The 24727-nt window shown below is 66.6% G+C and carries 26 protein-coding genes; 10 read left to right on the plus strand and 16 right to left on the minus strand.

Annotated features, from left to right (window positions below; all coding sequences use genetic code 11):
* Positions 1-190 precede the first annotated feature (190 nt).
* From glpX to AYJ57_RS03605, 3 genes are all read right to left on the minus strand, one after another.
* Positions 191-1159: a class II fructose-bisphosphatase gene (glpX, locus tag AYJ57_RS03595; protein WP_066101316.1), complete on the minus strand. Its 969-nt coding sequence runs from the start codon at positions 1157-1159 to the stop codon at positions 191-193.
* Positions 1160-1338: 179 nt separating this feature from the next.
* Positions 1339-2631, minus strand: a complete 1293-nt coding sequence (locus AYJ57_RS03600; protein WP_066101321.1) for a homoserine dehydrogenase — start codon at positions 2629-2631, stop codon at positions 1339-1341.
* Between the two features lie 185 nt (positions 2632-2816).
* Positions 2817-3245 carry a hypothetical protein gene (locus AYJ57_RS03605; protein WP_193789507.1) on the minus strand — a complete coding sequence of 143 codons (429 nt, stop codon included), beginning with the start codon at positions 3243-3245 and terminating at the stop codon, positions 2817-2819.
* An 89-nt stretch (positions 3246-3334) separates the two neighbouring features.
* On the opposite strand from AYJ57_RS03605, the gene AYJ57_RS03610 reads away from it, so the two are divergent.
* Entirely contained in the window at positions 3335-3922 is a 588-nt protein-coding gene (locus tag AYJ57_RS03610; RefSeq protein WP_066101331.1) for a TetR/AcrR family transcriptional regulator, read from the plus strand.
* A 123-nt stretch (positions 3923-4045) separates the two neighbouring features.
* On the opposite strand, the gene AYJ57_RS03615 is transcribed toward AYJ57_RS03610, so the two are convergent.
* Entirely contained in the window at positions 4046-4534 is a 489-nt protein-coding gene (locus AYJ57_RS03615; protein ID WP_442974650.1) for a c-type cytochrome, read from the minus strand.
* A gap of 187 nt (positions 4535-4721) precedes the next feature.
* Between AYJ57_RS03615 and AYJ57_RS03620 the strand changes: the two genes are divergently transcribed.
* Entirely contained in the window at positions 4722-5153 is a 432-nt protein-coding gene (locus tag AYJ57_RS03620; protein WP_066101334.1) for a DMT family transporter, read from the plus strand.
* 9 nt (positions 5154-5162) lie between these two features.
* Here AYJ57_RS03620 and AYJ57_RS03625 read toward each other — a convergent pair whose 3' ends face one another.
* The 3 genes from AYJ57_RS03625 to AYJ57_RS03635 all read right to left on the minus strand — a co-directional run bounded on the left by AYJ57_RS03625 (position 5163) and on the right by AYJ57_RS03635 (position 8239).
* Positions 5163-6179 (minus strand): calcium-binding protein, encoded by a 1017-nt coding sequence (locus AYJ57_RS03625; RefSeq protein WP_066101337.1) that lies wholly within the window; start codon positions 6177-6179, stop codon positions 5163-5165.
* A gap of 97 nt (positions 6180-6276) precedes the next feature.
* Positions 6277-6960, minus strand: a complete 684-nt coding sequence (locus tag AYJ57_RS03630; RefSeq protein WP_066101339.1) for an ABC transporter ATP-binding protein — start codon at positions 6958-6960, stop codon at positions 6277-6279.
* Positions 6953-8239 (minus strand): lipoprotein-releasing ABC transporter permease subunit, encoded by a 1287-nt coding sequence (locus tag AYJ57_RS03635; protein ID WP_066101344.1) that lies wholly within the window; start codon positions 8237-8239, stop codon positions 6953-6955. The genes AYJ57_RS03630 and AYJ57_RS03635 overlap by 8 nt, the downstream gene beginning before the upstream one ends.
* 238 nt (positions 8240-8477) lie before the next feature.
* On the opposite strand from AYJ57_RS03635, the gene AYJ57_RS03640 reads away from it, so the two are divergent.
* The 3 genes from AYJ57_RS03640 to AYJ57_RS03650 all read left to right on the plus strand — a co-directional run bounded on the left by AYJ57_RS03640 (position 8478) and on the right by AYJ57_RS03650 (position 10723).
* Positions 8478-9050: a YceI family protein gene (locus AYJ57_RS03640; protein WP_066101346.1), complete on the plus strand. Its 573-nt coding sequence runs from the start codon at positions 8478-8480 to the stop codon at positions 9048-9050.
* 173 nt (positions 9051-9223) lie between these two features.
* Entirely contained in the window at positions 9224-10342 is a 1119-nt protein-coding gene (locus AYJ57_RS03645; RefSeq protein WP_066101349.1) for a pyridoxal phosphate-dependent aminotransferase, read from the plus strand.
* A gap of 177 nt (positions 10343-10519) precedes the next feature.
* Positions 10520-10723 (plus strand): hypothetical protein, encoded by a 204-nt coding sequence (locus tag AYJ57_RS03650; RefSeq protein ID WP_066101353.1) that lies wholly within the window; start codon positions 10520-10522, stop codon positions 10721-10723.
* Positions 10724-10815: 92 nt separating this feature from the next.
* On the opposite strand, the gene AYJ57_RS03655 is transcribed toward AYJ57_RS03650, so the two are convergent.
* Positions 10816-12015, minus strand: a complete 1200-nt coding sequence (locus AYJ57_RS03655; protein ID WP_066101356.1) for a pyridoxal-phosphate-dependent aminotransferase family protein — start codon at positions 12013-12015, stop codon at positions 10816-10818.
* Positions 12016-12173: 158 nt separating this feature from the next.
* On the opposite strand from AYJ57_RS03655, the gene AYJ57_RS03660 reads away from it, so the two are divergent.
* The 4 genes from AYJ57_RS03660 (at position 12174) to AYJ57_RS03675 (ending at position 16326) form a co-directional block, all read left to right on the plus strand.
* Positions 12174-12869, plus strand: coding sequence for a fused DSP-PTPase phosphatase/NAD kinase-like protein (locus tag AYJ57_RS03660; protein WP_066101359.1), 696 nt, complete (start codon positions 12174-12176; stop codon positions 12867-12869).
* Positions 12866-14668 carry an ABC transporter ATP-binding protein gene (locus AYJ57_RS03665; RefSeq protein WP_066101362.1) on the plus strand — a complete coding sequence of 601 codons (1803 nt, stop codon included), beginning with the start codon at positions 12866-12868 and terminating at the stop codon, positions 14666-14668. The genes AYJ57_RS03660 and AYJ57_RS03665 overlap by 4 nt, the downstream gene beginning before the upstream one ends.
* A gap of 114 nt (positions 14669-14782) precedes the next feature.
* Positions 14783-15532, plus strand: a complete 750-nt coding sequence (gene ygfZ / locus AYJ57_RS03670) for a CAF17-like 4Fe-4S cluster assembly/insertion protein YgfZ (RefSeq protein ID WP_066101366.1) — start codon at positions 14783-14785, stop codon at positions 15530-15532.
* Positions 15529-16326: a fructosamine kinase family protein gene (locus AYJ57_RS03675; protein WP_066101368.1), complete on the plus strand. Its 798-nt coding sequence runs from the start codon at positions 15529-15531 to the stop codon at positions 16324-16326. The genes ygfZ and AYJ57_RS03675 overlap by 4 nt, the downstream gene beginning before the upstream one ends.
* On the opposite strand, the gene AYJ57_RS03680 is transcribed toward AYJ57_RS03675, so the two are convergent.
* Together AYJ57_RS03680 and efp are read right to left on the minus strand one after the other, a co-directional pair.
* Positions 16311-16784 carry a GNAT family N-acetyltransferase gene (locus tag AYJ57_RS03680; protein ID WP_066101371.1) on the minus strand — a complete coding sequence of 158 codons (474 nt, stop codon included), beginning with the start codon at positions 16782-16784 and terminating at the stop codon, positions 16311-16313. The genes AYJ57_RS03675 and AYJ57_RS03680 overlap by 16 nt on opposite strands.
* Before the next feature lie 94 nt (positions 16785-16878).
* The gene (gene efp, locus AYJ57_RS03685; RefSeq protein ID WP_066101374.1) at positions 16879-17442 is read right to left on the minus strand and encodes an elongation factor P; all 564 of its coding nucleotides are present in this window, start codon (positions 17440-17442) and stop codon (positions 16879-16881) included.
* A 219-nt stretch (positions 17443-17661) separates the two neighbouring features.
* On the opposite strand from efp, the gene AYJ57_RS03690 reads away from it, so the two are divergent.
* Positions 17662-17991, plus strand: a complete 330-nt coding sequence (locus AYJ57_RS03690) for a DUF6280 family protein (RefSeq protein ID WP_066101377.1) — start codon at positions 17662-17664, stop codon at positions 17989-17991.
* Between the two features lie 198 nt (positions 17992-18189).
* Here AYJ57_RS03690 and AYJ57_RS03695 read toward each other — a convergent pair whose 3' ends face one another.
* From AYJ57_RS03695 to ggt, 6 genes are all read right to left on the minus strand, one after another.
* Entirely contained in the window at positions 18190-19605 is a 1416-nt protein-coding gene (locus AYJ57_RS03695; protein WP_066101381.1) for a hypothetical protein, read from the minus strand.
* Positions 19606-19701: 96 nt separating this feature from the next.
* A complete protein-coding gene (locus tag AYJ57_RS03700) occupies positions 19702-21105 on the minus strand; it encodes a TolC family outer membrane protein (RefSeq protein WP_066101384.1) in 1404 nt (467 codons plus the stop codon).
* Positions 21106-21150: 45 nt separating this feature from the next.
* Entirely contained in the window at positions 21151-21801 is a 651-nt protein-coding gene (locus AYJ57_RS03705; protein WP_066101387.1) for a protein-L-isoaspartate O-methyltransferase family protein, read from the minus strand.
* A gap of 258 nt (positions 21802-22059) precedes the next feature.
* On the minus strand, positions 22060-22302 hold the full coding sequence (locus AYJ57_RS03710; protein ID WP_066101389.1) for a hypothetical protein: 243 nt from the start codon (positions 22300-22302) through the stop codon (positions 22060-22062).
* Between the two features lie 81 nt (positions 22303-22383).
* A complete protein-coding gene (locus tag AYJ57_RS03715; protein WP_066101391.1) occupies positions 22384-22737 on the minus strand; it encodes a DUF883 family protein in 354 nt (117 codons plus the stop codon).
* Positions 22738-22879: 142 nt separating this feature from the next.
* On the minus strand, positions 22880-24694 hold the full coding sequence (gene ggt, locus AYJ57_RS03720) for a gamma-glutamyltransferase (RefSeq protein WP_066101393.1): 1815 nt from the start codon (positions 24692-24694) through the stop codon (positions 22880-22882).
* Positions 24695-24727 lie beyond the last annotated feature (33 nt).

Here is a 24727-nt window from a genome sequence, read left to right on the forward strand (position 1 = left end):
CCCCTCGTAGCGCGAAACGGCGGGAAACGGAACGGGGCGCGCCTGCCCGGCGTCACATGGGCGGCACGGGCGCGGCGGCGTATTTGGAAAGAGAAGAAGCCGGGACCTCTCGAAAACGAAAAAGGGCCCGCGCCGCGAGCCCTCTTCTTCTCTTTGAAAATACGCAAATCCGGCGCTGGCCGGCCCGCGCTCAGCCCTCGAAGGGGTTGCGGTATTGCACGCGACGCACCGAGCCGGTCTTCGAGCGCATCAGGATGGTCTCGGTCTCGATCCAGCCCGGCTGACGCTTGATGCCCGACAGGATCGAGCCGTTGGTCACGCCGGTGGCGGCGAAGATCACATCGGCGGTGACCAGTTCGTCGCGCTTGTAGACCTTGTCGAGATCGGTGATCCCGGCCTTGGCGGCGCGGCCGCGCTCGTCGTCGTTGCGGAACAGCAGCTTGCCGTACATCTGGCCGCCCATGCACTTCAGCGCAGCGGCTGCCAGAACGCCTTCCGGCGCGCCGCCCGAGCCCATGTACATGTCGATGCCGGTGATCTCGGACTCGGCGCAATGCATGACCCCCGCCACGTCGCCATCGGTGATCAGCCGGATGCCGGCGCCGGTGGCGCGCACTTCGGCGATCAGATCTTCGTGGCGCGGACGTTCGAGGATGCACACGGTGATGTCGGTCATCGCGCAGCCCTTGGCCTTGGCCAGCGCCGCGACCCGCTCGGAGGGGCTCATCTCGAGGGTGACGGTGTCTTCCGCATAGCCCGGCCCGATCGCCAGCTTTTCCATGTAGACGTCGGGCGCGTGCAGCATCGAGCCGCGCGGGCCCATGGCGATCACGGTGAGCGCGTTCGGCATGTCCTTGGCGGTGAGCGTGGTGCCTTCGAGCGGGTCGAGCGCGATGTCCACGCCCGGGCCGTTGCCGGTGCCCACTTCTTCGCCGATGTAGAGCATCGGCGCCTCGTCGCGCTCGCCCTCGCCGATCACCACCACGCCGGCGATGTCCAGCATGTTCAGCTGGTCGCGCATGGCGTTGACCGCAGCTTGGTCCGCGGCCTTCTCATCGCCGCGCCCGATCAGGCTTGCGGAGGCGATGGCGGCCTGCTCGGCGACCCGGGCGAGGCCCAGCGAAAGCATACGGTCATTAAAATCTGTGGGAGCCGACATGGAGTCTTCCTTGAAAAATTTACCGTTGGGAAGGGTGTAGCGCGCGCGGTTGCCGAAGGGCAAGCCCGCTCGCGCTAACCGCCGCCGCGCAGGACAGCGCGGCGGCGGCTCGGTGTCAGCGCGGTATCAGCCCGGTATCAGCGGGATGACAGAGCGCTCCTTTGGGACGCAGAGCGCGGTCAGACTGCCTCGATTCGCAGCGCCACGGGGGTGCCATGCACCACGCCGGTCTCTGCCATCGCCGCGAGGGCCGAATCGAGCGATGCGCGCGTCGTCTTATGGGTCACGATCAGCACCGGCGCGGTGTCCGCGGTGGTGCTCTGCCCGTATTGACGCAGGCGGTTGATCGACACGCCCGCCTCGCCGAGCGCCGCGGCGACCTTGGCCAGCGCGCCCGGGCGATCGGCCAGCGCCATGCGCAGATAATAGGGTGCGGGCGTGGTGGCCTGCGCCGAGGGCGCCGCCACCAGCGCAGAGGCCGGGGCGCCGAAGGTCGACAGCCGGGTGCCGCGAGCAATGTCCATGACGTCGCCCATCACCGCAGAGGCGGTCGGCCCCTCGCCCGCACCGGCGCCGCGCAGCACGATCTGGCCCACGTCATCGCCCTCGATCACCACCATATTGGTGCCGCCTTCAAGCTGGCCCAGCGGCGAGGTCGCGGGCACGAGGCTCGGTGCCATCGACTGCTCGAGGCCGCGCTCGGTGAGGCGGCAGACGCCCAGCAGCTTGATGCGGTAGCCCATGTCGGCGGCCTGACGGATGTCGTCGATGGACACGCGGCCGATGCCTTCAAGCTCCACCGCGTCAAAGGCCACCTGCGTGCCGAAGGCGATGGACGACAGCAGCGAGAGCTTGTGGCCCGCGTCGATGCCGCCCACGTCAAGCTCGGGATCGGCTTCGAGATAGCCCAGACCATCGGCCTCGGCGAAGGCTTCCTGATAGGACAGACCCGCGCCTTCCATCCGGGTCAGGATGTAGTTGCAGGTGCCGTTCATCACGCCCATGACGCGGGTGATGCGGTTGGCGGCGAGCCCTTCGGTCAGCGCCTTGATCACCGGGATGCCGCCCGCCACGGCGGCCTCGAAGCGCAGCACCGCGCCGGTGCTTTCGGCCAGTTCGGCCAGCGCCTGACCGTGGTGGGCCAGCAGCGCCTTGTTGGCGGTGACCACATCCTTGCCCGCCTTCAGCGCGGCCTCGGTGGCGGCCTTGGCCGGGCCGTCCGAGCCGCCCATCAGTTCGACCAGCAGATCGACGTCGTCGCGCTTGGCCAGCGCCACCGGATCGTCTTCCCATGCGTAGTCGGCGAGCGAAACGCCGCGGTCCTTGTCACGGTTGCGCGCCGAAACCGCGCTGATCACGATCTTGCGGCCCGAGCGGGTCTGCAGAAGATCGGCCTTCTGCTGGACGATCTTCACGACGCCGGCGCCGACAGTGCCAAGGCCCGCAATCCCCAGGCGCAGAGGTTCAGACATATGCGGGATCCTTCTATCTTCGAAACGAGGTTTGTGGCTGTGATTTGGTGTGCGCTGCCTTAGCCGTAACGTCGCGGCTGTGCAACGGCGTCTGGCTGGGGAATGGCTGGGGAATGGACCGGAGAGCGGGCTGGTCTGGGCGGCGGCGGCGCGCTTGGCGGAGCGGCGGGGCGCGCGGGGCAAGCCTATTGGCCGGTCTGGTCGCCCGTCTGATCGCCCACCTGCTCTTCCGTCTCGGAGATGCTTTCGGTGGCGCTTGGGTCTGCGCTTTCGGGCGCGATCAGCAGATCCGTCCGCACGCCTTGATCCATGCGCGTGCGGGCGCTGGACTGGACCACATCGCCCTGCAGGCTGCTCGCACGGCGGCGCAGCGCTTCGGCCCGCGCCGAAACGGTCTCGGTCACTTCGGGCTCTGCGCGGATCGGCGCCGGGGCGGCAAGAAGCCCGGACAGAGGCACCAGATCGGGGAACGGCGCGGTGGCGACGCCGGGGCTCTGCGCGCCGTCGAATTCGGGAAAGTTGGTGCAGGCCACCAGCAGGGCGCTAAGGCAGATAGGCACGAGGCTGTACGAGAGCACGGGGCGCATGGCGGTAAGACGTCTTTCGCTGGACACTGTGCCCGTCTTGCCGCAAGCGGTGGCGCAGGGCAAGGGCACGGCGTATCGCGCTTGATCTGAACAACCGTTCAGATAATAGTGATCGCATGGCCCGTACCGCTGGATCGCATTCCGACATCACCGGGCCGCGGATCCGCGAGGCGGCGCTGCGGCTCTTTGCCAAGCACGGCTATGCCGCCGTTTCGATGCGCAAGATCGCGTCGGATGTGGGCGTGCAGGCCGGGGCGCTTTACAATTACATCCCCGACAAGCAGGCGCTGCTGGTCTCGCTGTTGAAGGGCCATATGGATGAGCTGCTCGAGGCGTGGCAGGCCGAGCCGCGGCCTAACGATCCGCTGGCGCGGCTCGAGGCCTTCGTGCGGTTCCACATCGGCTTCACCCTGCGGCACCCGGAGTCGATCTTCATCTCCTATATGGAGCTGCGCAATCTCGAGCCCGAGAACTTCGCGGTGATCGAGGCGCTGCGCGGGCGCTATGAGGCGGTGCTGGAAGAGATCCTGCGCGACGGGCGCGCCGCCGGACAGCTGTCGGTGCCGGATACGCGGATCGCCGCCTTTGCGCTGATCGCCATGCTGACCGGGGTCAACACGTGGTACCGCGAGGGCGGGCGCCTGTCGGAAGAGGAAGTGGCGACGCTTTACTGGGACATGGCGCGGAAGGCGGTGGGCGCCTAGGTCTGCCCCTGCCCCGCGGACCGGAGGCAGGAGACCGGAGACTGGGAACCGCCGCGCGTGTTCAGCGCGGCGGGGACAAAAGCCTTCGAAGGCTTTTACAACGTCCTTCGAAGGACGTTGGCCTTAGTCAGCCACCTGAATCGATTCGAGGTATTCGAGCAGCGCCACCATCTTGCGCGGCGTCGGCGTCAGCACCCCGTCGCCGGTGTCGAGCGGCAGTTCGTCCCCTTTCAGCAATTCGCCGAACTCGGGCATGCCGGGACCATCGAGATCAGCGCTCGTGTAGCCGTCGATCTTCGACAGCACCTCGGCGCGCGGAAAGCTGCCCCCGCGATGCGCGGCGATCAGCGTCAGATCCGCCGGCACCACCCCAAGATCGGTCGCCAGCGGGCCGTCGCCCTTGGCCGAGTTGCCATGGCAGGCCGCACAATATTCCACGAAGAGCGCCTGCCCGTCCGCCGGTTCCGGCATCGCGGCCTCCATGCAGGCGCCGAGCGCCAGCAGCGCCGCCGCGCCCAGTGCCCAGACCCGCGGTTTCAGCGGCGCGCCCGTGGTTTGATCTGTTATTTGGCCCGTAGTTTGATCTGTGGTTTCTGTCAGTTCGGTGCTCATCGGCGTATCCCTCGTCTTGCCTGTCGCCTCATGTCTCGCCCGCCGCGCCCGGCGGATCAAGGCCGCAGCGCCGCTTCGCGGGTCGACAGGCGGCGGGGCGACCTGCAACATGGCGCTCTGCGGTGGGGTGACATTCGCGCCGCGCCGGGCCAGTGTCGCGCGGAATCTGACGTTCCCGGAGATCCCCATGCCATCCCAAGCCCTCATCATGCTCGCAGCCGGGATCGGCATTCCGGTGCTCGCGGCGCTCAATGCGCGGCTCGGGGGCTGGCTGGGCTCGCCCGCGGCGGCGGCGGTGATCCTGTTCTGCGTGGCGCTGAGCGCCAGCCTGATCGTGCTCTTCTCGCTTGATCCGCGGCCCATCGCGCGCGCGGCGGATGCGCCCAAGCACCTGTTTCTTGCCGGGCTTTTCGTCGCTTTCTACGTGCTGAGCATCACCTATGTGGCGCCCACTTTCGGCGTCGGGCGGGCGGTGTTTTTCGTGCTGCTGGGGCAATTGATCAGCGCCGCGCTGATCGACCATTTCGGTCTGCTCGGCGTGAAACCCGCGCCGATCTCGGCGCAGCGCGGGCTTGGGATCGCGATGATGGCGGCGGGCGTTTTCCTCGCGCAGCGTTGAGCGCGCGGCTCAGCTTTCGGCGATGAAGGCGAGGCTGGCCGAGGTGATCGGCGCGCTGCGCCCGATCAGCGTCACCGAGGCGCCATTGTCGAGCGTCACCACCAGACCGCTGGAGCTTGCCACCTGCGAGGCGATGCCGGGCGCGGTGCTGCCGCTGTAGCTGAAGACGATGAGGTCTTCCTCCTCGTCGAAATCCTCGACGATCGCGCCATCTTCGAGCGTGAAGGTATCGGCCCCGGCACCGCCAAGCCCAATGTCACCTTCGCCGAGCATCAGCGTGTCGTCGCCGGTGCCGCCGATCAGCAGATCGCTCTCGCCATCGTCCTCATCCTCGTCCGAGCCCCAGAGCAGATCGTCGCCCGAGCCGCCGAGCAGCGTGTCGGCACCGGTGCCGCCTTCGAGCGTGTCGCCGCCACTGCCGCCTTCGGCGTAATCGTCGCCCGCCTCGCCCGACAGGCTGTCGGAGCCACCGCCGCCGCTGAGCACATCCGCACCATCGCCCGCCGCGAGAATGTCGCCGATATCGGTGCCGGTGAGCGTGTCGTCTCCGGACGTGGCGCCAGAGGTGGTGTCGTCGGAGGTGTCTTCGGTGGTCTCGTCAGCAGTGTCATCAGTGGCACCCGAGGTGCCGCTGTCCTCGCCCGCCGTCTCGTCCACTGTGTCGTCCGCCGCATCGTCCCCGATCAAGTCCGCGGGTGTGCCGGTCTCTTCGTCCGAAGTCTCTTCATCTGTGCTGTCTTCGTCGGCATCGGACGCATCCGCGTCGGTCGCGTCTTCGGCAACGTCGCCGGTGCTGTCGTCGGTGGTTTCTTCGGTGGGTTCTTCGGTGGGTTCTTCGGTGCTGTCGTCGGTCAGACCGTCTTCGGTGTCGGTCTCCTCCTCCACCGGCAGGATCATCCCATCGCCGAGGTCAAGCTCGTCGCTGTCGTCCGAGGTGTCCTCTTCGTCATCATCATCGCCCATGGGAAAGGCGACGGCGGCGAAGGGGAAAAGCGCCGCGAGCGCGACAAGAAGTTCCAGCGGCATGAAAGCGGCTCCAGAGGGTTAGTCCCCGGAACCCTGACGCTCAAAATTGACAAAAATCAGGCGGGGCCGCGGCCCCGCCGGGGTCTTCTCGCGGCGCTCAGAGCGGCACGAGCTGGCCGTCACGCATCTCGACCTGCCGGTCCATACGGCCCGCAAGTTCAAGGTTGTGCGTGGCGATCAGCGCCGAGAGCCCGGTCTCGCGCACCAGCGTCATCAGCGCGCCGAACACCCGGTCCGAGGTGGTCGGATCGAGGTTGCCGGTGGGCTCGTCGGCCAGCAGCAGCTTGGGCGCATTGGCCATGGCGCGGCAGAAGGCGACGCGCTGTTGCTCGCCGCCCGACATCGCGGCGGGGCGATGCGCCACCCGGTCCTGAAGCTCGACGCTGGCGAGCAGATCCTTGGCCCGCGCCTCGGCCTCGGCGGCGGGCACCCCATTGGCCAGTTGCGGCAGGGTGATGTTCTCGAGCGCGGTGAACTCGGGAAGCAGGTGGTGGAACTGATAGACAAAGCCCACCTCCTGACGGCGCACGATGGTGCGGCGGCGGTCGGACTTGCCGCCCAGCACCTCGCCCGCGATCGCGACCTCGCCCGCGTCGGCGGTGTCGAGCAGCCCGGCGATATGAAGCAGCGTCGACTTGCCCGCCCCCGAGGGCGCGACCAGAGCCACCACCTCGCCGCGCGCCACCTCGAGCGAGGCCCCGCGCAGCACCTGCACCTCATTGGGCGCGCCGCGGTTGTAGAATTTCTCGATGCCCGACAGGCGCAGAACGGGATCACTCATAACGCAGCGCCTCCACGGGGTTCATGCGCGCGGCGCGGCGCGCGGGAAAGATCGTCACGATGAAGCTGAGGCCGAGCGACAGCGCCATGGCGCTGAACACATCGCCCCACTGCAGCTTGGCGGGCAGCGCATAGATGCCGCGCACCGCCGGGTCCCAGACGCCGCCGCCCGCGACGTAGTTCACAAAGGAAAAGATCGGGTCGATGTAGATGGCGAAAAGGCAGCCCAGCACCACGCCCATGATGGTACCGATCACCCCGGTGAAGGCGCCGCAGATGAAGAAGACGCGCAGCACCGAGCCTTCGGTGAGGCCCATGGTGCGCAGGATGCCGATGTCGCGGCCCTTGTTCTTCACCAGCATGATCAGCCCCGAGACGATGTTCATCGTGGCGATCAGCACCAGCACCGAGAGGATCACGAACATCACATTGTCCTCGACCTCCAGCGCGCGCAGGAAGCCGCCCGAGGCGTCCTGCCACGTCCAGACCAGCGCCCCCTGCCCGGCGGCCTGCTGGATCGCCGTGGCCATGCCGTCGACCTGCTCGGGGTCTTCGACCATCACTTCAAGCTCGTCCGCCACGCCTTCGCGATTGAAATAAAGCTGCGCCTCCTCGAAGGGCATATAGGCGCGGGTGCGGTCGATGTCGTAGCGCCCGGCGGTGAAGATCCATGTCACCTCATAGGCTTTGACGCGCGGCGAGACGCCGAAGGCGGTCTTCACCCCGTCGGGCGAGATCAGCTTGATCTCGTCGCCCACATCCACGCCCAGTTCACGCGCCACGCCCGAGCCGAGCGCAATGCCCTCGCCAAAGCGCGCCAGATCGCCGCGGCCGGTCTCGGGATCGACGATGCGGCGGATGCCCTGCAGATCGTCCGCCGAGATGCCAAAGACCTCGATCCCGGCGTTGCGGCCATTGGCGTTGCCCATGACCTGCCCCTTCACCAGCGGTGCGGCGCGGGTGACGCCCGGCACTTCGGCCACCGCGTCGGCGCGCTCGGCGTAATCGGGGAAGGTGCGCGCGGTGCGGCCAAACTCATCCTCGCGCGCGGCGGCATAGACGGTGACATGGGCGTTCGAGCCAAGGATCGTATCGACGAACTCGGCCCGAAAGCCCGACCGCACGGCCAGCGTGGCGATCAGCGCAAAGACGGCCAGAGTGATGCCAATCAGGCTGATCCAGGTCATCACGCTGACCCCGCCCTCGGCGCGCCGGGCACGCAAGTAGCGCCAGGCGATCATCCATTCGAACGGGGCAAAGGGTGGCGGGGTACGGGCCATCGGCAATCTTTCCGGGTGATCTCTTCGCGGCGGAACCTGACCTCAACCCATGGCGGGGTCAATCCCTCGCTCCATGCTAGGGCTGCGCCGCGGCATATCCAGCACCGGTGCACATCCGCAGAAGTCCAGTGTTCGATTTTCAACAGACCCTGTGGGCGCAGGCCGAATTGCCGCGACGCAGCGCTTGCCCCCATGTTCAGGGCATCGAAAACGCAAAACCCCAGCGGAGTTATCCGATATGAAATCCCTTCTGCTTGCCGGCGCCGTCGCGCTCGCCCCGATCGCCGCAGTTGCAGCGCCCGAAAGCTATGTCTTCGACGCCAGCCACACGCAGATCGTGTTCTCTTACAACCACCTCGGCTTCTCGACCGGCTACGGCATGTTCGGCGGCTTCGAGGGCGAGATCGAGTATGACGCCGAAGACCCCGCCGCGTCGACCGTGACCACGTCGTTCGACGTCACCTCGATGATCACCGGCTGGCAGGGCCGTTACGACCACTTCATGAGCGAAGATTTCTTCGGCGCGTCGGACGACAAAACCGTCTCGTTCACCTCGAAGTCGATCGAAGTGACCGGCGACGACACCGGCCTGATCACCGGCGATCTGACGCTGAACGGCGTGACCAAGGAAATCGTACTCGACGCGGTTCTGACCCAAGCCGGCGAGCACCCGATGGAAGGCAAGCCGTGGCTCGGCTTCCACGCCACCACCACGCTGATCCGCTCGGACTACAACCTCGGCATGTTCGCCCCCTACGTCAGCGACGAGGTCGAAGTTGAGATCTCGGTCGAGGCGATGAAAGCCGAGTAATCCCTCATTCCGGCCTCCGCCCCGCGCGGGGGCCAGAACGGTAACGAGTGACGCGTCAAGATCGTTTTACCTGTACGCCCCCGGAGCCCACGGCTCCGGGGGTTTTCCTTGGCCCGTGCACCGCACGCGCAGGCTCTTGCCAGAACCCGGACGCTACGGCATATCTCCGGCCCATGACTGGACCTCGCTACACCCCGCTCGTTGCCTCCCTTCCCGAGACCGTGCCCTTCGTCGGCCCGGAAACGCAGGAGCGTGAGCGCGGCGCGCCCTTCCGCGCCCGCATCGGCGCCAATGAGAACGTCTTTGGCCCCTCGCCCCGCGCGATCGAGGCGATGCAAAGCGAGGCGGCGGAGATCTGGAAATACGGCGACTCGACCAGCTTTGATCTGCGCAACGCCATCGCCGCGCATCACGGCGTCGCACCCGAGAACGTCATGGTCGGCGAAGGCATCGACGGGCTCTTGGGCTATCTGACCCGGCTTGTGGTGGCGCAGGGCGATGCGGTGGTCACCTCCGACGGCGCTTATCCCACCTTCAACTACCATGTGGCGGGCTTTGGCGGCGTGCTGCACAAGGTGCCTTATCAGGACGACGCCGAGGATCTGCCCGCGCTGCTGGCCAAGGCCGCCGAGGTAGACGCCAAGCTGGTCTATTTCGCCAACCCCGACAATCCCATGGGCTCGTGGAAGACCGGCGCCGAGATCGCGGCGCAGCTGGATGCCGTGCCCGAGGGGACGCTGCTGGTGCTCGACGAGGCCTATGTGGAGTTCGCCCCGGACGGCACGGCTCCTAAGATCGACATCGAAGACCCGCGGGTGATCCGCTTCCGCACCTTCTCGAAGGCCTACGCCATGGCGGGCGCGCGTGTCGGCTACGCGCTGGCGGCGGCACCGCTCATTCGCGCCTTCGACAAGATCCGCAACCACTTCGGCATGAACCGCACGGCGCAGGCCGGGGCGCTGGCGGCGCTGGAAGACGGTGCATGGCTGGCGCAGACCATCGACAAGGTCGCACAGGCCCGCCTGCGCATTGCCGAGATCGCCAAGGACAACGGGCTGACCGCCCTGCCCTCGGCCACCAATTTCGTCGCGGTGGATTGCGGCGGCGATGGCGCCTTTGCCAAGGCGGTGCTGGAGGGTCTCGGCAAGCGCGGCGTCTTTGTGCGCATGCCCTTCGTGACCCCGCAGAACCGCTGCATCCGCATCGGCGCGGGCACGCCCGCAGACCTCGACGCGCTGGCCGAGGCGCTGCCCGGCGCGCTGGCAGAGGCGCGCGGCAGCAGCGCCGCCTGACCCCCGATCATCTGCACAAATTTTGCGCCGGAGTGTGGCAGCACTTCGCCGCGCAACGATTTGGAAACAAGTTTTGAGCAGCCTGATGCGTGACCCAAGGGAAGGTTGCGCTACCCTTCCTTTATTGACCTTTGTCTTTGTGCCCGTCTCCGACATGGCCCGTCCGAGGAACGCATCATGGCCCCCTATTCCGAACCGCCGCGCCCCGACTTCTTCAGCGCCAATCTCGTCCTGCTCTTTGTGGTGATCTTTTCCCTGCTGCTGCTTTTGTGGATCAGCTATGGCCTTGGAATCGCTATGATTGCCGGGGTTGCGATGAACCACGTGATCTCGGTGATCGACCATCGCCGCAATGGCAGCGAGACACCGCCGCAGACCTGAGCGCGCAGGCCATTTCGAAAAGAAAACGCCAGCCCGTAGGAACGGGCCGGCGCTCTGTATCTGAGAATCGCAGCGCTTGCCGCGTGTAAGGCTCAGCCCTTGGCGATCTCGGCCGCGGCGGCGGACATGGCGCCTTGCCCGTGCGGGATGCCCAGCGAGGTGAACCCCGCCTCCAGCACACCGAGCAGGCCAAGGATCATATGCGCGTTGACGTGGCCCATGTGACCCAGCCGGAAAAAGCCGGTGCCCGCGGGATCATCGGGCTCTGCCATGCCAAGACCAATGCCCAGCGTCACGCCCGCCTCGGTCTCGCACCATTTGCGCAGCTGTGCGCCATAGGGCTTGCCGAGCCGCAGCGCGGTGACCGCATGGCTGCGCAGCGCCCGATCCTCGATGTTCAGTGTCAGCGGACCGCCCTCGCCCCAAGCCTCTGCGGCGGCCCAGATCGCGCGCGCCAGCACCGCGTGGCGGTGCCAGACCTGTTCGATGCTCTCTTCGCGGATCATGTCGAGCGCGGTGCGCAGGCCGAACAGGTGATGCGTCGGCGCGGTGCCGCCAAAGTACTGATAGAAGAAATCGGGCGCGCCGCGCGCCGTCCAGTCCCAATAGAGGCTGACGCGCTTCATCTCGGCGCGCCGCGCCTCGGCCTTCTCGTTGAAGAAGACAAAGCCCAGACCCGGCGGCACCATCAGGCCCTTCTGCGAGCCGGTGACCATCACGTCGACGCCCCAAGCGTCCATGCGAAACTCTTCGACGCCCAGCGAAGCGACGCAATCGGCCATCAGCAGCGCCGGGTGGCCGGTGCTGTCCATCGCCGCGCGCAGGCTGGCGATGTCGTTGCGCACCGAGCTTGCGGTATCCACGTGGCTGACCAGCACAGCCTTGATCTCGCGCGCCGTATCCGCGCGTAGCGCCGCAGCGACCAGTTCAGGATCATAGGTGGATTTCGTGCCGAACTCGATGATCTCGGGCTCGACCCCAAGGCCGCGGGCCATCTCGGCCCAGCCATGCGCGAACCGGCCCGTCGCGGGCACCAGCACCTTGTCGCCCTCGCCCACCACATTGGCCAGCGCCGCTTCCCACGCACCGTGGCCGTTGGCGATATAGATCGCCACTTTGGCCACCTCGGTCTGCGCCACATAGCGCAGGTCGGGGATCAGCCCGGCGACCATCTCGACAATCGCGCCCTCGTAGATATTGGGCGAGGCGCGGTGCATCGCACGCAGCACCGCGTCGGGCATGACGGACGGACCGGGAATGGCCAGATAGGGGCGGCCGTGGGCTAGAGACATGGGGAAACTCCGAAAGCACCCCTTGAAATTCCGGGGCGAGAGCCAACCTAACGGCGGTTGCGCCGAGGTCAATCACCCCCGGACCGCAAGACGCGCGGCGCTTGCCAGCAGGGGCCTTAGCCCGTAAACCGCCGCCCGACAGCTACAGGAAGTGAGCAATGCTGACCAAGCTCTGGGAGAAGATCGAGAGCGCCGAGCGGCGTTTCCGCCGGTCCTTCGGAAAGGATATCTCGACGCCCCGCGCCCGGGCGCTGTCGAAACTGCACTACCATGTGTTCGACCACGCTTTCCTGCGCATGTTCTGGACCAACTTCTGGCAGCTCGCCCCCGGGGTCTGGCGCTCGAACCAGCCGACGCACGGGCGCTTCGAGAAATATGCCGCCATGGGCATCAAGACCGTGATCACCCTGCGCGGCGAAGAGAAATACGCCCATTATCTCTTCGAGAAAGAGAGCTGCGAGAAGCTTGGGCTGACGCTGCTGCATGCCAAGCTTTGGGCCCGCATGGCGCCCAAGCGGGAGCGGGTGATCGATCTGATCGACACACTGCGCAGTGCCGAGCGGCCGATGATCTTTCACTGCAAATCGGGTGCCGACCGCGCCGGTTTCGCCTCTGCCGTCTACCTGATGGTGTTCGAGGGCGTGCCGGTCGAGGAGGCGCGCAAGCAGATGGGCCTGAAATACGTCCACCTTGAATTCACCAAGACCGGTATTCAGGGTTACATTCTGGACACTTACGCCGCACGCAACCGGCGCGATCCGATCTCTTTCGAGGATTGGATCCGCACCGAGTATGATGCCAAGAAACTGCAGACGGGCTTTGACGCAAAGCGTCCGCCGGAAGAGATGGCATGAGCGCAGACAGTAGCAACAGCGACGTCACTGAAACCCAGCCGCCGCGCACCGCCAGCGGAAATTCGCGACACCTGCTGGTCTGGCTTGGGCGCAATTACCTGTGGCGCTACCGCTGGCAGATCTCCATCGCGCTGGTTTTCATGATTCTCGAAGGCTCGATGTTCGGCTTTCTGAGTTACATGATGAAGCCGATGTTCGACGACGTGCTGGTCGGTGGAAGCCGCGCCGCGCTGTTTGGCGTCGGGATGGCGATCTTTGCCATTTTTGCGGTCCGGGCCATCGCGAGCATCCTGCAGAAAGTGGTGCTGACGCGGGTCTCGCAGCTGACCGTGGCGGATATCCGCAACGATCTGCTGGCGCATCTCATGACGCTCGATGGCAGCTTTCACCAAAAATACGGCCCCGGCTATCTGATGCAGCGGGTCGAGGGCGACGTCGACTCGATCAACAAGGTCTGGCGTATCCTGATCACCGGCGCCGGGCGTGACGTGATCGCGCTGGTCTCGCTGTTTGGCGTGGCGCTGGGGATGGACTGGCGCTGGACGCTGGTGGCGATGATCGGCGTGCCGATCATGGTGGCGCCCTCGATCGTGCTGCAGCGCTACGTGCGCAAATACGCCCGCCGCGCGCGCGACATTTCGGCGGGCCTGTCGACGCGCCTCAACGAGGTGTTCCACGGCATCGTCCCGATCAAGCTCAACCGTCTCGAAGGCTATCAGGCTGCGCGCTACAAGGCGCTGACCAAAGAGCGCATCCGCACCACCGTCGCCTCCAGCCTCGGCCAGTCGGCGATCCCCGGGCTGATCGACATCATGTCGGGCATCGGCATCCTTGGCGTGCTGATCTACGGCGGGGGCGAGATCATCTCTGGCCAAAAAACCGTCGGCGACTTCATGGCCTTCTTCACCGCCATCGGCCTTGCCTTCGAGCCGCTGCGCCGTCTGGGCGCGATCAGCGGCACGTGGCAGATCGCTGCGGCCTCGATCGAGCGGATCAAGGAATTGCTCGACATGCAGCCCGAGCTGCGCGACCCGCCGCATCCCCTGCCCGCGCCGCAGGGCGTGCCCGAGATCGTGCTGGACGATGTGGCGCTGTCTTACTCCGGCTCTGCGGTTCTGCGCGGCACCAGCTTTACCGCCGAGGCGGGCAAGACCACCGCATTGGTGGGGGCCTCGGGCGCCGGGAAGTCCACCGTGTTCAACGTGCTCACCAGGCTTGTCGATCCCGAGACCGGCGCAGTCACCATCGGCGGCATGGGCACCGACGCGATGCGGCTGGCGGATCTGCGCGGCATGTTCTCGGTGGTCAGTCAGGACGCGCTGCTGTTCGAGGACAGCCTGCGCGAGAACATCCTGCTGGGCCGCGAGGATGTCTCGGAAGAGCAGCTTCAGGAGGTGCTAGAGGCGGCGCATGTGTCGGACTTCCTGCCGCGTCTGCCGCAGGGGCTCGACAGCCCCGCCGGGACGCGGGGCAGCAACCTTTCGGGCGGCCAGCGCCAGCGCGTCGCCATCGCCCGCGCGCTGCTGCGCGACACGCCCATCCTGCTGCTCGACGAGGCCACCTCAGCGCTTGATGCAGCGTCCGAGCAGGTGGTGCAGGCGGCGCTGGACCGGCTCTCGACCGGGCGCACCACGCTGGTCATCGCGCACCGGCTGTCGACCATCCGCAACGCCGACAAGATCGTGGTGATGGATGCAGGCCGCGTGGTCGAACAGGGCACACATGATGAGTTAATCGCCCGCGAAGGTGCCTATGCGCGGCTGCACGCCATGCAGTTCGAGGATGAACAGCCGGGCTGAGCCTCGCCCCCTGTCACCCACCGCGCGTCACGCCTATACTCTGGCTGAAAGATTCAGGTCCCAAAGCCTCGTGGCCGCAGCCTGCGGTGGCGAGGCAGTCACGACGGAGTTCCCATGACCGCCACCAATGGAACAGAGCGCAGCGTCCTGCGCGTCAGCGGCCCCGAGGCGCGCGACTTTCTGCAAAACCTCGTCACCAATGACCTTGGCAAACTCAGCGGCGGACTGGTCTATACCGCGCTGCTGACACCGCAGGGCAAGTACCGGGCGGATTTCTTCCTTGTTCCGCGCACGGATGGCTCGATCCTCATCGACGTGGCCGAACCGCTGGCCGCCGATCTGACCAAGGCGCTGACGCTCTACAAGCTGCGCGCCAAGGTCGATCTGGAGCCCACCGACATCACCGTCAGCCGCGGCACCGGCGCCGCGCCCGAGGGGGCCTTCGCCGATCCGCGCGACGCCTCGCTGGGCTGGCGCGGCTATGACGGGCAGCCCTCGACCGAGGCCGACTGGGACGCGCTGCGCGTCGCCGCCTGCGTGCCGGAAAGCGGTGTCGAGCTGACCCCGGATACCTTCATCCTCGAGGCCGGGTTCGAACGTCTCAACGGCGTCGATTTCAAGAAGGGCTGCTATGTCGGGCAGGAAGTCACCGCCCGGATGAAGCACAAGACCGAGCTGCGCAAAGGGCTGGCGACCGTCGAAGTGTCGGGCGGCGCGCCGGTCGGCACCGCGATCGAGTCCAGTGGCAAGCCGGCAGGCACGCTCTACACCCAGTCGGGCGGGATGGGCATCGCCTATCTGCGCTTTGATCGTGCGGATGGCGAGATGACCGCTGGCGAGGCAACCCTGCGCCGCGCCTCTTGAGCCGCGAGGCGATTGAGGCTGCGCTTGGCGCGTCCATCACCGGCAGCCGTGCCCTGCATGGCGGCGATCTGTCGGAAGTGGCGCTGGCCGCCCTCTCCGATGGCCGCCAGATCGTGCTGAAACGCGGCGCGCTGGTCGCCGCCGAGGCCCGGATGCTGCGCGCGATCACCGCCGCCGGCGCGCGGGCGCCGCGGGTGCTGGCACAGTCAGGCGATCTTCTCGCCATGGAGGCGCTGCCCGAGACCGGTGCCAGCCCAGCCGGATGGCACGCACTGGGGCGCGAATTGCGCACACTGCATGGCGCGCCGGGCGAGACCTACGGATGGCCGGAGCCCTACGGCTTTGGCGCCCTGCCCCTCGACAACGCGCCGCGCCCTGACTGGCCCAGTTTCTGGGCCGAGGCGCGGCTGCTGCCCTTCGTTCCGCATCTGCCCGCTGCGCTTGCCGCGCGGGTCGAGGGCCTTGCAGCGCGCCTGCCCGATCTGCTGCCCATGTCCCCGCCCAGAGCACTGCTGCACGGCGATCTCTGGACCGGCAACGCGCTCTTTATGGAGGGCGATGCGGCGCTGATCGACCCGGCTTGCTATTTTGGGCACGGCGAGGTCGATCTGGCCCTGCTGGAGCTTTTCGGCACGCCGCCCGCCGCCTTCTGGCAGGGCTACGGCGAGACCGAGCCCGGCCGCAACGCCCGCCGTCCGATCTACCAGCTGTTTCCGGCGCTGGTGCATCTGCGGCTCTTTGGGGGCGGCTATGCCGGGATGGTGCGCGGGCTTCTGGATCAGACGGGCTGCTGAAAACGCTTCTCCAGCCGCTCAGAACACGCACAGGCGCCAGCGCGGCGCATCAGCGCCCCTGACGCGGCGCTCATCCCCTCCCGCTGCGCTGACCAGCCACAGGCGCCCTGCGCGGCGATCTCTGCCTCGAAGGCCGCGATCAGCCGCCGAGCGAGCCCGCGCCGCCGCCATGAAGGCTCGACCCAGATGTGATCAAGCTGCGCGCGCAGCGCCGCCGAGCGCTCCTTGGGGCCTTCCGTGGAGCTTTCCTTGCGCCAGCGCCACATCAGAACCCCGCGCGGCACCGCCTCGGCGCGATAGGCCAGCAGGCGCGCGCCTTCGGACAGCGCAGAGGCGAAGACCACCTCGGGGATGCCTCTACCGCCGCAGGGCAGGCGCGGCGCCTGCACGCCGCGCATTAGACCCGCGAGCGCGGGAATATCGGCCTCGGTGCAGACGGTGATCGGGGGATGGAACATGAAAAGGGCCTCCTGGCTTTTGCGCCGGAGGCCCTTTGGATCATCTATAGCTCGCCCCCGGATCGCACGGGGACGGAAGTGGTCGGCGCGCGGGTTATGCGCGTTCCGAATACTCCATGGTTTCGGTGTTAACGACGATGTCCTCGTCCTGCCCGACGAAGGGCGGCACCGAGACGCGCACGCCGTTGTCGAGCACGGCGGGTTTGAAGCTGTTGGCAGCGGTCTGACCTTTGACGACCGGCTCGGTCTCGACGACCTTGCACACCACCTTCTGCGGCAGCGTCGCGTTCAGCGCCTCTTCTTCGTGGAATTCGACCACGATGGTCATGCCGTCCTGCAGGAACGGGCGACGCTCGCCGAGGATCTCGGCGTCGAGTTGCACCTGCTCGTAGGTCTCGGTGTCCATGAAGATCAGCTGGCCGGCGTCCTCATAGAGGAACTGCATGTCCTTCTGCTCGAGGCGCACGCGCTCGACCTTGTCCGCCGAGCGGAAACGCTCGTTCAGCTTGGAGCCGTTGCGCAGGTTCTTCATCTCGACCTGAGCGAAGGCGCCGCCCTTGCCGGGCTTCACGTGATCGACCTTCACCGCGGCCCACAGGCCACCTTCATGCTCGAGCACGTTCCCGGGGCGGATCTCGTTACCGTTGATCTTGGGCATGGTCAGAAAACTTTACAGTAAGGTTGAAGGGGTTTTGCGGCCTCCTATATATGGCCGGTTCGCCCCGTGCAAGACAACGTATCTCGTGTTCCCAACAAGCCGAGATATGCGCGAGATGCAACGACGCTATGCGTTTGTGATGTATCCGAATCGAATGGAATGGTCCATAACGCCGCGTACGCCAGAAAAGACAAGAGCAATAATCATAAAGGTCGAAAGATGAAGGATTTCGTGGACAGCACAGCCTACCATGCCGAACAAGGCAACCGCGCGCGGAAACTTTTCGCCGCTGTGGTTCTGGCTGCGCTCGACGATGCAATCGCCGATGACAAGAAATATGGCAACGGCCCCGAGCAGATCGCCCGCTGGGCACGCTCGCGCGATGGTCGTGAAGTTCTCAGCTGCGCCGGTATCGACCCCAACGAACGGGTTGTCTCGGGCCTGATGGAATTTGTGTCGAAAGGTGTTCGTACCTCTGTTGCGCTGTCGCGCGAAGAGAGCGAGCGTCGTCACGCAGCCGCAGCCGCGGAACAGGCCGAAGCCGCCTGATCCCGGTCCGGGGGGGTTCCCCCGAACAGTCGAAGGCGCGCCCCTGCCAGGGCGCGCCTTCGTCGTTTCCAAGCGCCGCATTGGCAAAAGCCCGCCGGTTTGGGCATTGCGCGCAGGCCAAAATCCGCACAACCCAAGGATGAAAAACCCCGCGCAGCTGGGCTGGCGGGGCTTCTTGATGTGGGTTTGTGCTGCGGATCAGTCGAGATCGGCACTCATGGCGATGCGCTGGATCTCGTTCCGCACCAGCTTGCGCAGATTGCGCGAGACACGCTCGCCAATCGCGCCCTGCAGTTCTTCGCGCACCACTTCGGCGACCAGCTTGCGCAGGGTCTCCTGATCCAAAGCCGCGAGCAGATCAGCCCCTTCTTCAACTTTCCGGGCCTCGGTCACGGGCTCCTGAATGGGCTCGGGTGCAGACGCCACCTCAGCCACCTCAGCTTCCACTTGCGCAGGCGCGGCAGCCTCTTCCGGTTCGGGCGCTGGAGCTTCCGCGCTCGGCGCAGCGGCAAGCTCTTCAGCCTCGCGGCGCAGGTTGCTCTGGCTGCGTTGCCAAACCGGGTTGCGCAAAATCTTTACCGGGCGGCGCGCCGACGGCTTCGGCATCTCCGGCACGTCGCTCGCAAGCTCCGGCTCAGCGGCGCTTTCGGCGTCGGGCTCTGCAATCTCGAGCTGAGGGGCACGCTCGGACGACGAGCGGCGGAAGGCAAAGGGCGCATCCTCTTCCTCGTCGAGGTCCGGCTCGCCGGTCACATCGGTCTCGAACGGGCGGTCGACAAGCTCGGGCTCGGGCATGGGACGGCTCGCCAGTTCGGCGTCGTCCTCATCAAGCTCGGCTTGCGGAGCTTGCGGGGCCTCTGCGACGGGCGCGGACTCAGGCGAGATCACGGGCTGGTGGCGGAAGATCGCCTCGGGGGCCGCCTCGCCGGTTTCCGGCTCAAACTCGGTGGTGCTGCGCGCGATCATCTCTTCAAGCTCGGCGATCTTGCGCGCCAGACTGCCCTCTTTCGGGGTGATCTCGGCGACCGGCTCGGGCGGGGTGGCGCGCGGCGTATCGCGCAGCTTTGCCGCAAAGAAATCGGCGATCGACGCGCCCTGATCTTCGGGCTCGTCCTCTTCTGCGACCTCGATGAAGGGGGCCTCTTCGGACTCTGCCATCTCCTCGGGCGCGGGCTCAGCGGCCAGCGGCGGTTCAGAGAGGGCTCCGGGCGCGAGAAGGCTGGACGGCAGCTCAGCGGTTTCGGGCGCGTCGTCGAGGTGCGCCTCCTCCGGCTCTTGGCGCTCTTCGGTCCGCACGGTTTCGAAAGAAGCGCGGCGCCACGCCGGGGTCGACGTCTCTTCTTCGGAAGGTCTCAGCCGACGGGTGAGGCGCATCTCGTCCGGTCCCGGTTCCTCGCTGAGGGCGGGATGCACCGGGGTCGCGGGGGTCGCGGCGGGCTGCTTGGGCTCGGCAGCCGCGTCGGGAACCCGTAGCGCGGGCGTCAGCACCAGCCGTTCGGGGGCCGCGGGCCGGGTTTCGGCCTGCGGTTGGGGCGCACGGGAATCCTCGGAAACCAGCCTCCGGATGGAGGAAAGAACGTCCTCGATTTCCACATTGGTCACGGGATCGGACATATGTTTACCACTCTTGCCTGTCCCTGAAGTGTAGACGCTGATCGCGGCTCCGACAACGGTCGAGCCACGATCAACGCGCCTGTGTGGCGGGCAAGCTTACTTGCCCATCGCCTTCAGGATGCGGTTCAGGTCTGCGCCCTGACGGGACTGGACCGGAGCGGTCTTGACGAGGTTGTAGTACTCGGCCGGGTCGTAACGCGGCACGTTCAGCGCGAGGTCTTCGGTGGTCAGCTGGCCCATCGCGTAAAGCACCGTATAGGCGGCGATGGTTTCGTCGACCACAGCCGAGATCTGCGTGTTGCGCGCGTCCAGCAGTTCCTGTTCGGCGTCGAGCACGTCAAGCGTGGTCCGGGCACCGAGGGTTGCCTCTTCGCGGGTGCCGCGGAAGGCGACGGTGGCGGCGCGGACCTGCTCGTCCGAGGCATCCCGCGCGGCCTGTGCGACACGCAGGTTGGCGTAGGCATTGGCCACGGTCTGGGGCACCGATTTGGTCAGCTGAAGCAGCGACGCACGGTTCTGGTCACGGGTCGCCATCGACTGGCGCTTGGCCGAGCTGAGCGCGCCGCCGCTGTAGATCGGGCCGCTGAAGTTCAGACCGACGGTGCCGCCGCGCGAGCTTGCCTCGCTGTCGAAGCTTTCGTCATAGCCATAGGTGCCCTGCAGCGAGACCGTGGGGCTCATCTGCGCCTGCGCGATGGCGATGCCGATCTCGGAGGCAGTCACCTGATGCTGCACCTGAATGATGTCGGGGTGGTTGCGCAGCGCGATGGCCTTGGCCTCATCGGCGGTGGCCGGAATGCGCGGCAGCGAGGCGGGCGACACGAGGTTGCCCGGCAGGCGACCGACCGACGCGCGGTATTCTTCGCGGGCCTGCGCCAGCGCGCCTTCGGCGGCGGCGAGCAGCGAGCGTGCCGCGGCGCTGCGCGCTTCGGCAGAGGCCACATCGGTGCGGGTCACTTCACCCACTTCGAAACGGTCGTTCGCGGCGCGGAGTTCCTCGCCGATCACCCGCACGTTGTTCTGGCGCAGGGTCAGGGTTTCGATGGCGCGGCGCACTTCCATGAAGGCCTGCACGCCCCGCAGAAGCACGTCCTGCTCGACCGAGACGAGGCCCGAGCGGGTCGCCAGCACGGCCTCTTTCGCGGCATCGACCGACAGGCGGTTGCTGCCGCCGTCAAACAGCGTCAGCGTCGCGCTGAGGCCGATCGAGGCGGTGTCGGTGGCCGAGCCGGTGCGTTCAAAGCCGGTGGAGAGGCTTTTGGTGGTGCCGTAGCTGCGGCTGATGTCGCCGGTCCATGCCACCACTGGACGCAGCGCCGCGATGGCCTGCGCCACATCTTCGTCTGCCGCGCGCAGCACGGCGCGGTTCTGCTCGAGCAGACCGCTGGTGTTGTAGGCACCGGCAAGCGCCTCTGCCAGAGATTCCGCCGAGGCGGGCATTGCAAGCCCTGCCGCGAGGCAGACACCGGTCATCCATGTCTTGAGCGTTTTACGCGCCATCTTCCTGCCCTCTCAATCCTTTGTCCTGCACCCCTGCCCTGCGGGTCAGAGTGCGAAGGCCACCTCTTTTTCGAACCCGGTCAGCACCGGTGCGGTGGCGTTAAAAGAAAACCGCCAGGTGATGGCTCCGTCGATCTTCCAGCCGACTTTTACCGTCCCCAGCGCCCCATCCATGAAAATACAGGCAATGCGCCCGCCGTCCTTGAGTTGCCCGGCAATGGTCTCGGGCAGCTGCTCGATCCCGCCTTCGATGACGATCGCATCATAGGGGCCGTGCTGCGGCGCGCCCTCGGCGAGCGGGCCGGTGTGCTGGATCACGTTGTCCGCATGTTCCATCAGCAGCGGCAGCGCTTCACCGGCAAGTTCCTCATCATCCTCGACGGCCACCACGGCCTCGGCGATGCGGGCGATGACCGCCGCGCTGTAACCCTGCGCCGAGCCGATATCGAGCACCAGATCGTCGCCATCAACGTTCAGCGCATCCAGCATCTTGGCGAAGGTTCGGGCATCCAGCACCACGCGTCCGCCACCAAGCTCGATATTGCGCCCCACATAGGCCGCATCCTTCACTTCGTCGGGGACGAAAAGCTCACGCGGGACACGCAGCATCGCGTCGATAATGGGAAATTTGGTGACGTCCGACGGACGAACCTGTGTATCAACCATCATACGGCGAAGGGCGACGAAATCGGTCATCCGCTAAACTCTTCCGTTCAGATATCCTGTCTAAGTTTTTGCCACAGTTGCCTCTGCGGGGCAATGACCGGCTGCCGACAAATGAATGCAGCAACGCCCGACTGTGGCGCGGGCGCTTCGAAAACAGGAAAATTCCGGCGCTTCGAAATGTATCGGGAAAAAATCGTTGGGCCAAGCGATCACGCCTGCGTGTGCCCGAATGCACATTGATCGGACGGGCCCGAAAGGCCCATCCGTCATCGCCCAAAGGCTACGCCCCTACTCTTTGCGCATTGCCTCTCCCGCGGCGCGACCGGCGAGAAACGCCTCGATCATCGAGCCAACCGGGGCCGAAGCGGGCACCGGGGTCACCGGCACGCGCGGGCGCACCGGCACGTAGAAAAGCAGCAGGGCCAGCACCAGATAGATGCCGCCAAACGCCAGCGCGGCATGGATCGTGCCGTACATCTCGACCAGCGTCAGCCAGCCTGCGATGGAAAGGAAAACTGCCGCGACGGCCAAACAGACCGCCCCGGCAATGTTACGGCCGGCCCGTGTCAGGCCGGCTCTCAGTCTTGCCTCGAACAGGGCGAACAAACGCGATTACCTCCGGCTGCCGATGTAACCGATCAGGAAGCCGACGGCGGCAGCAAGTCCGATGGCTTGGAACGGGTTGGCCTGAATCTGGCCGCGAGCGTCGTTTTCAAGCTGCGCCACGCGCATGCCCGCTTCGTGCAGGGCATCCTCGCCCTTGCCGCGCATCTCTTGCGCCTTGGCCTCACCGGCTGCCTTGTATTCGGCGCCGCGGCGCTTGCCGATGTCGCCGACCAGTTCCGCCAGCGCCGACACATCGCCGCGCAGCGTCTTGATCTGTTCGCTCAGCGCCTCGCTGTCGCTGGGGGCGCTGGGCTCGGGGGTTTTGGTGGTGCCGTTCGTCTTGGTTGCAGTCTGGGCCATGGGGACGTCCTCCGTCTGCGATTGCCTTTGATAAAGCAACACTGGAAGTCTGCGCGAAGTTCCGCTCTCCGCGCAAGTTTCCTTACCATGCGGCAGGCGATCTAGCCTTGCGCCATATCAATTTCGCCGCTCGCCCCTATGCTTACTCCCCCAATGCGATCCCCTCGCGGCGCGGATCGGCGCCCCCACGGAGCGTTTCGCCCACCGCAATGACGTGAAGCCCCGAGTTGAGACCGCGGAGCTCCGTCTCAAATCCGATCTCGCCCAATGGGGCCGCCAGCGCCTCGGCCTCGGTGCCCGCCTCGATGTCCATCGTGCCAAAACGGTTGAGCACATGCGGCGCCGCCACCGCGGCCTGCGGGTCCATGCCCCAGTCGATTTGGTTGATCACCGCCTGCGCCACATAGCCGATAATCCGGCTGCCGCCCGGCGAGCCCACCACCATCACCGGCGCGCCCTCTTGCATCACGATGGTCGGCGCCATCGACGAGCGCGGACGCTTGCCCGGCTCCAGCCGGTTGGCGATGGGCCGCCCCTCGTCATGGGTGGCAAAGCTGAAATCGGTCAGCTCGTTGTTGAGCAGAAAGCCCCGCACGAAGAGCCGCGAGCCAAAGCCGTTCTCGATGGTGGTGGTCATCGACAGCGCGTTGCCCTGCCCGTCGACGATCGAGATGTGGCTGGTCGAGGGAAACTCGATGGAGCGGTCATCGGCCCAGACCTGCGCGTGGTCCCACTTCGGCTCGCCGGGGGCCACCTCGGTCAGCGCGGTCTCGCCCGACAAAAGCTCGGCGCGGTGCTGCAGATAGACCGGATCCGCCAGCCCCTCGGTCGGCATCGGGACAAAATCGCTGTCCGCCATGTAGCGGCCCCGGTCGGCGAAGGCGAGCCGCGAGGCATCGCCGATCAGCCGCCATGCTTCGGCACTGTCCGGCCCAAGGGCGGCCAGATCATAGGGCTCGAGCATCCCGAGGATCTGCCCGACGGTCAGCGCGCCCGAGGATGGCGGTCCCATGCCGCAGACCTCATGGGCACGGTAAGGCACACAGACGGGCGCACGCTCGATCACGTCATACAGCGCCAGATCGGCGCTGCTGAGCTTGCCGGGGTTGCCCTCGGCCTCGCGCACGGTCCGCACGATATCCTCGGCGATCTCGCCGGTGTAGAAGGCGCGGCTGCCCTCTGCGGCGATGGCCTTCAGCGTATCCGCGTAGGGCTGGTTGGTGATCTTCTGCCCCGCCTGCAGCGGCGTGCCGCCGGGGAAGAAATACGCCTCGGTCTCGGGAAAGCGGCGCAGGCGCTCATCGTCGCCCGCGACCAGTTCGGCCAGACGCGGCGAGACGGCAAAGCCCTCTTCTGCCAGCGTGATCGCCTCGTCGAAGAGGCCCGCCCAATTCGCCGTACCCCAGCGCCGGTGCGCCTCTTCCATCAGGCGCGGCGTGCCGGGGGTGCCGACCGAGAGCCCGCCGACCACCGCGTCAAAGAACCCAAGAGGCGCGCCAGCTTCATCCTGAAAATGCGTCGGGCGCGCATCCAGCGGCGCGGTCTCGCGCCCGTCGAGCGTGGTCAGGCTCTGGGTCTTGGCGTCATACCAGACAAGGAAGGCCCCGCCGCCAAGCCCCGAGCTTTGCGGCTCGACCAGCCCCAGCACCGCCTGCACCGCCACCATGGCATCCGCCGCGCTGCCGCCCTCGCGCAGCACCCGCGCCGCGGCCTCTACCGCGAGCGGGTTCGCCGCGGCAACCATCCAGTCGTCGGCCTCGGTGGGCACGCCCTGCGCCTTGGCATCGAGCGCCGCCTGAGCCGCCGGAGAGAGCGTCTCGAACGCCGCGCCAGTGGTGGCCGCTTCGGGCGCAACGGCATCCGCCGCCTGCTGCGCCGCGAGGGGCCCGGAGAAGGGCGGCGCAAGCGTCAGCAGCAGGGCGGCAGCGAGACCGGCGGAATATAGGGTGGCGCGCATCGGGATCCTCCAAGCTGGGCGCCTGACACGTCA

Source organism: Salipiger sp. CCB-MM3 (genome assembly GCF_001687105.1).
In the GTDB taxonomy this organism is placed as follows: Bacteria; Pseudomonadota; Alphaproteobacteria; order Rhodobacterales; family Rhodobacteraceae; genus Salipiger.

What these genes read in the sequence shown, in the direction of transcription:
- AYJ57_RS03650 (WP_066101353.1), top strand. Translation starts at nt 10,520, where the DNA reads ATGGCCCCCTATTCCGAACCGCCGCGCCCCGACTTCTTCAGCGCCAAT.
- AYJ57_RS03645 (WP_066101349.1), top strand. Translation starts at nt 9,224, where the DNA reads ATGACTGGACCTCGCTACACCCCGCTCGTTGCCTCCCTTCCCGAGACC.
- AYJ57_RS03640 (WP_066101346.1), top strand. Translation starts at nt 8,478, where the DNA reads ATGAAATCCCTTCTGCTTGCCGGCGCCGTCGCGCTCGCCCCGATCGCC.
- AYJ57_RS03600 (WP_066101321.1), bottom strand. Translation starts at nt 2,631, where the DNA reads ATGTCTGAACCTCTGCGCCTGGGGATTGCGGGCCTTGGCACTGTCGGC.
- AYJ57_RS03665 (WP_066101362.1), top strand. Translation starts at nt 12,866, where the DNA reads ATGAGCGCAGACAGTAGCAACAGCGACGTCACTGAAACCCAGCCGCCG.
- AYJ57_RS03680 (WP_066101371.1), bottom strand. Translation starts at nt 16,784, where the DNA reads ATGTTCCATCCCCCGATCACCGTCTGCACCGAGGCCGATATTCCCGCG.
- AYJ57_RS03630 (WP_066101339.1), bottom strand. Translation starts at nt 6,960, where the DNA reads ATGAGTGATCCCGTTCTGCGCCTGTCGGGCATCGAGAAATTCTACAAC.
- AYJ57_RS03615 (WP_442974650.1), bottom strand. Translation starts at nt 4,534, where the DNA reads ATGAGCACCGAACTGACAGAAACCACAGATCAAACTACGGGCCAAATA.
- AYJ57_RS03620 (WP_066101334.1), top strand. Translation starts at nt 4,722, where the DNA reads ATGCCATCCCAAGCCCTCATCATGCTCGCAGCCGGGATCGGCATTCCG.
- ggt (WP_066101393.1), bottom strand. Translation starts at nt 24,694, where the DNA reads ATGCGCGCCACCCTATATTCCGCCGGTCTCGCTGCCGCCCTGCTGCTG.
- AYJ57_RS03715 (WP_066101391.1), bottom strand. Translation starts at nt 22,737, where the DNA reads ATGGCCCAGACTGCAACCAAGACGAACGGCACCACCAAAACCCCCGAG.
- AYJ57_RS03690 (WP_066101377.1), top strand. Translation starts at nt 17,662, where the DNA reads ATGAAGGATTTCGTGGACAGCACAGCCTACCATGCCGAACAAGGCAAC.
- AYJ57_RS03655 (WP_066101356.1), bottom strand. Translation starts at nt 12,015, where the DNA reads ATGTCTCTAGCCCACGGCCGCCCCTATCTGGCCATTCCCGGTCCGTCC.
- AYJ57_RS03705 (WP_066101387.1), bottom strand. Translation starts at nt 21,801, where the DNA reads ATGACCGATTTCGTCGCCCTTCGCCGTATGATGGTTGATACACAGGTT.
- AYJ57_RS03700 (WP_066101384.1), bottom strand. Translation starts at nt 21,105, where the DNA reads ATGGCGCGTAAAACGCTCAAGACATGGATGACCGGTGTCTGCCTCGCG.
- AYJ57_RS03695 (WP_066101381.1), bottom strand. Translation starts at nt 19,605, where the DNA reads ATGTCCGATCCCGTGACCAATGTGGAAATCGAGGACGTTCTTTCCTCC.
- efp (WP_066101374.1), bottom strand. Translation starts at nt 17,442, where the DNA reads ATGCCCAAGATCAACGGTAACGAGATCCGCCCCGGGAACGTGCTCGAG.
- ygfZ (WP_066101366.1), top strand. Translation starts at nt 14,783, where the DNA reads ATGACCGCCACCAATGGAACAGAGCGCAGCGTCCTGCGCGTCAGCGGC.
- AYJ57_RS03610 (WP_066101331.1), top strand. Translation starts at nt 3,335, where the DNA reads ATGGCCCGTACCGCTGGATCGCATTCCGACATCACCGGGCCGCGGATC.
- glpX (WP_066101316.1), bottom strand. Translation starts at nt 1,159, where the DNA reads ATGTCGGCTCCCACAGATTTTAATGACCGTATGCTTTCGCTGGGCCTC.
- AYJ57_RS03660 (WP_066101359.1), top strand. Translation starts at nt 12,174, where the DNA reads ATGCTGACCAAGCTCTGGGAGAAGATCGAGAGCGCCGAGCGGCGTTTC.
- AYJ57_RS03625 (WP_066101337.1), bottom strand. Translation starts at nt 6,179, where the DNA reads ATGCCGCTGGAACTTCTTGTCGCGCTCGCGGCGCTTTTCCCCTTCGCC.
- AYJ57_RS03635 (WP_066101344.1), bottom strand. Translation starts at nt 8,239, where the DNA reads ATGGCCCGTACCCCGCCACCCTTTGCCCCGTTCGAATGGATGATCGCC.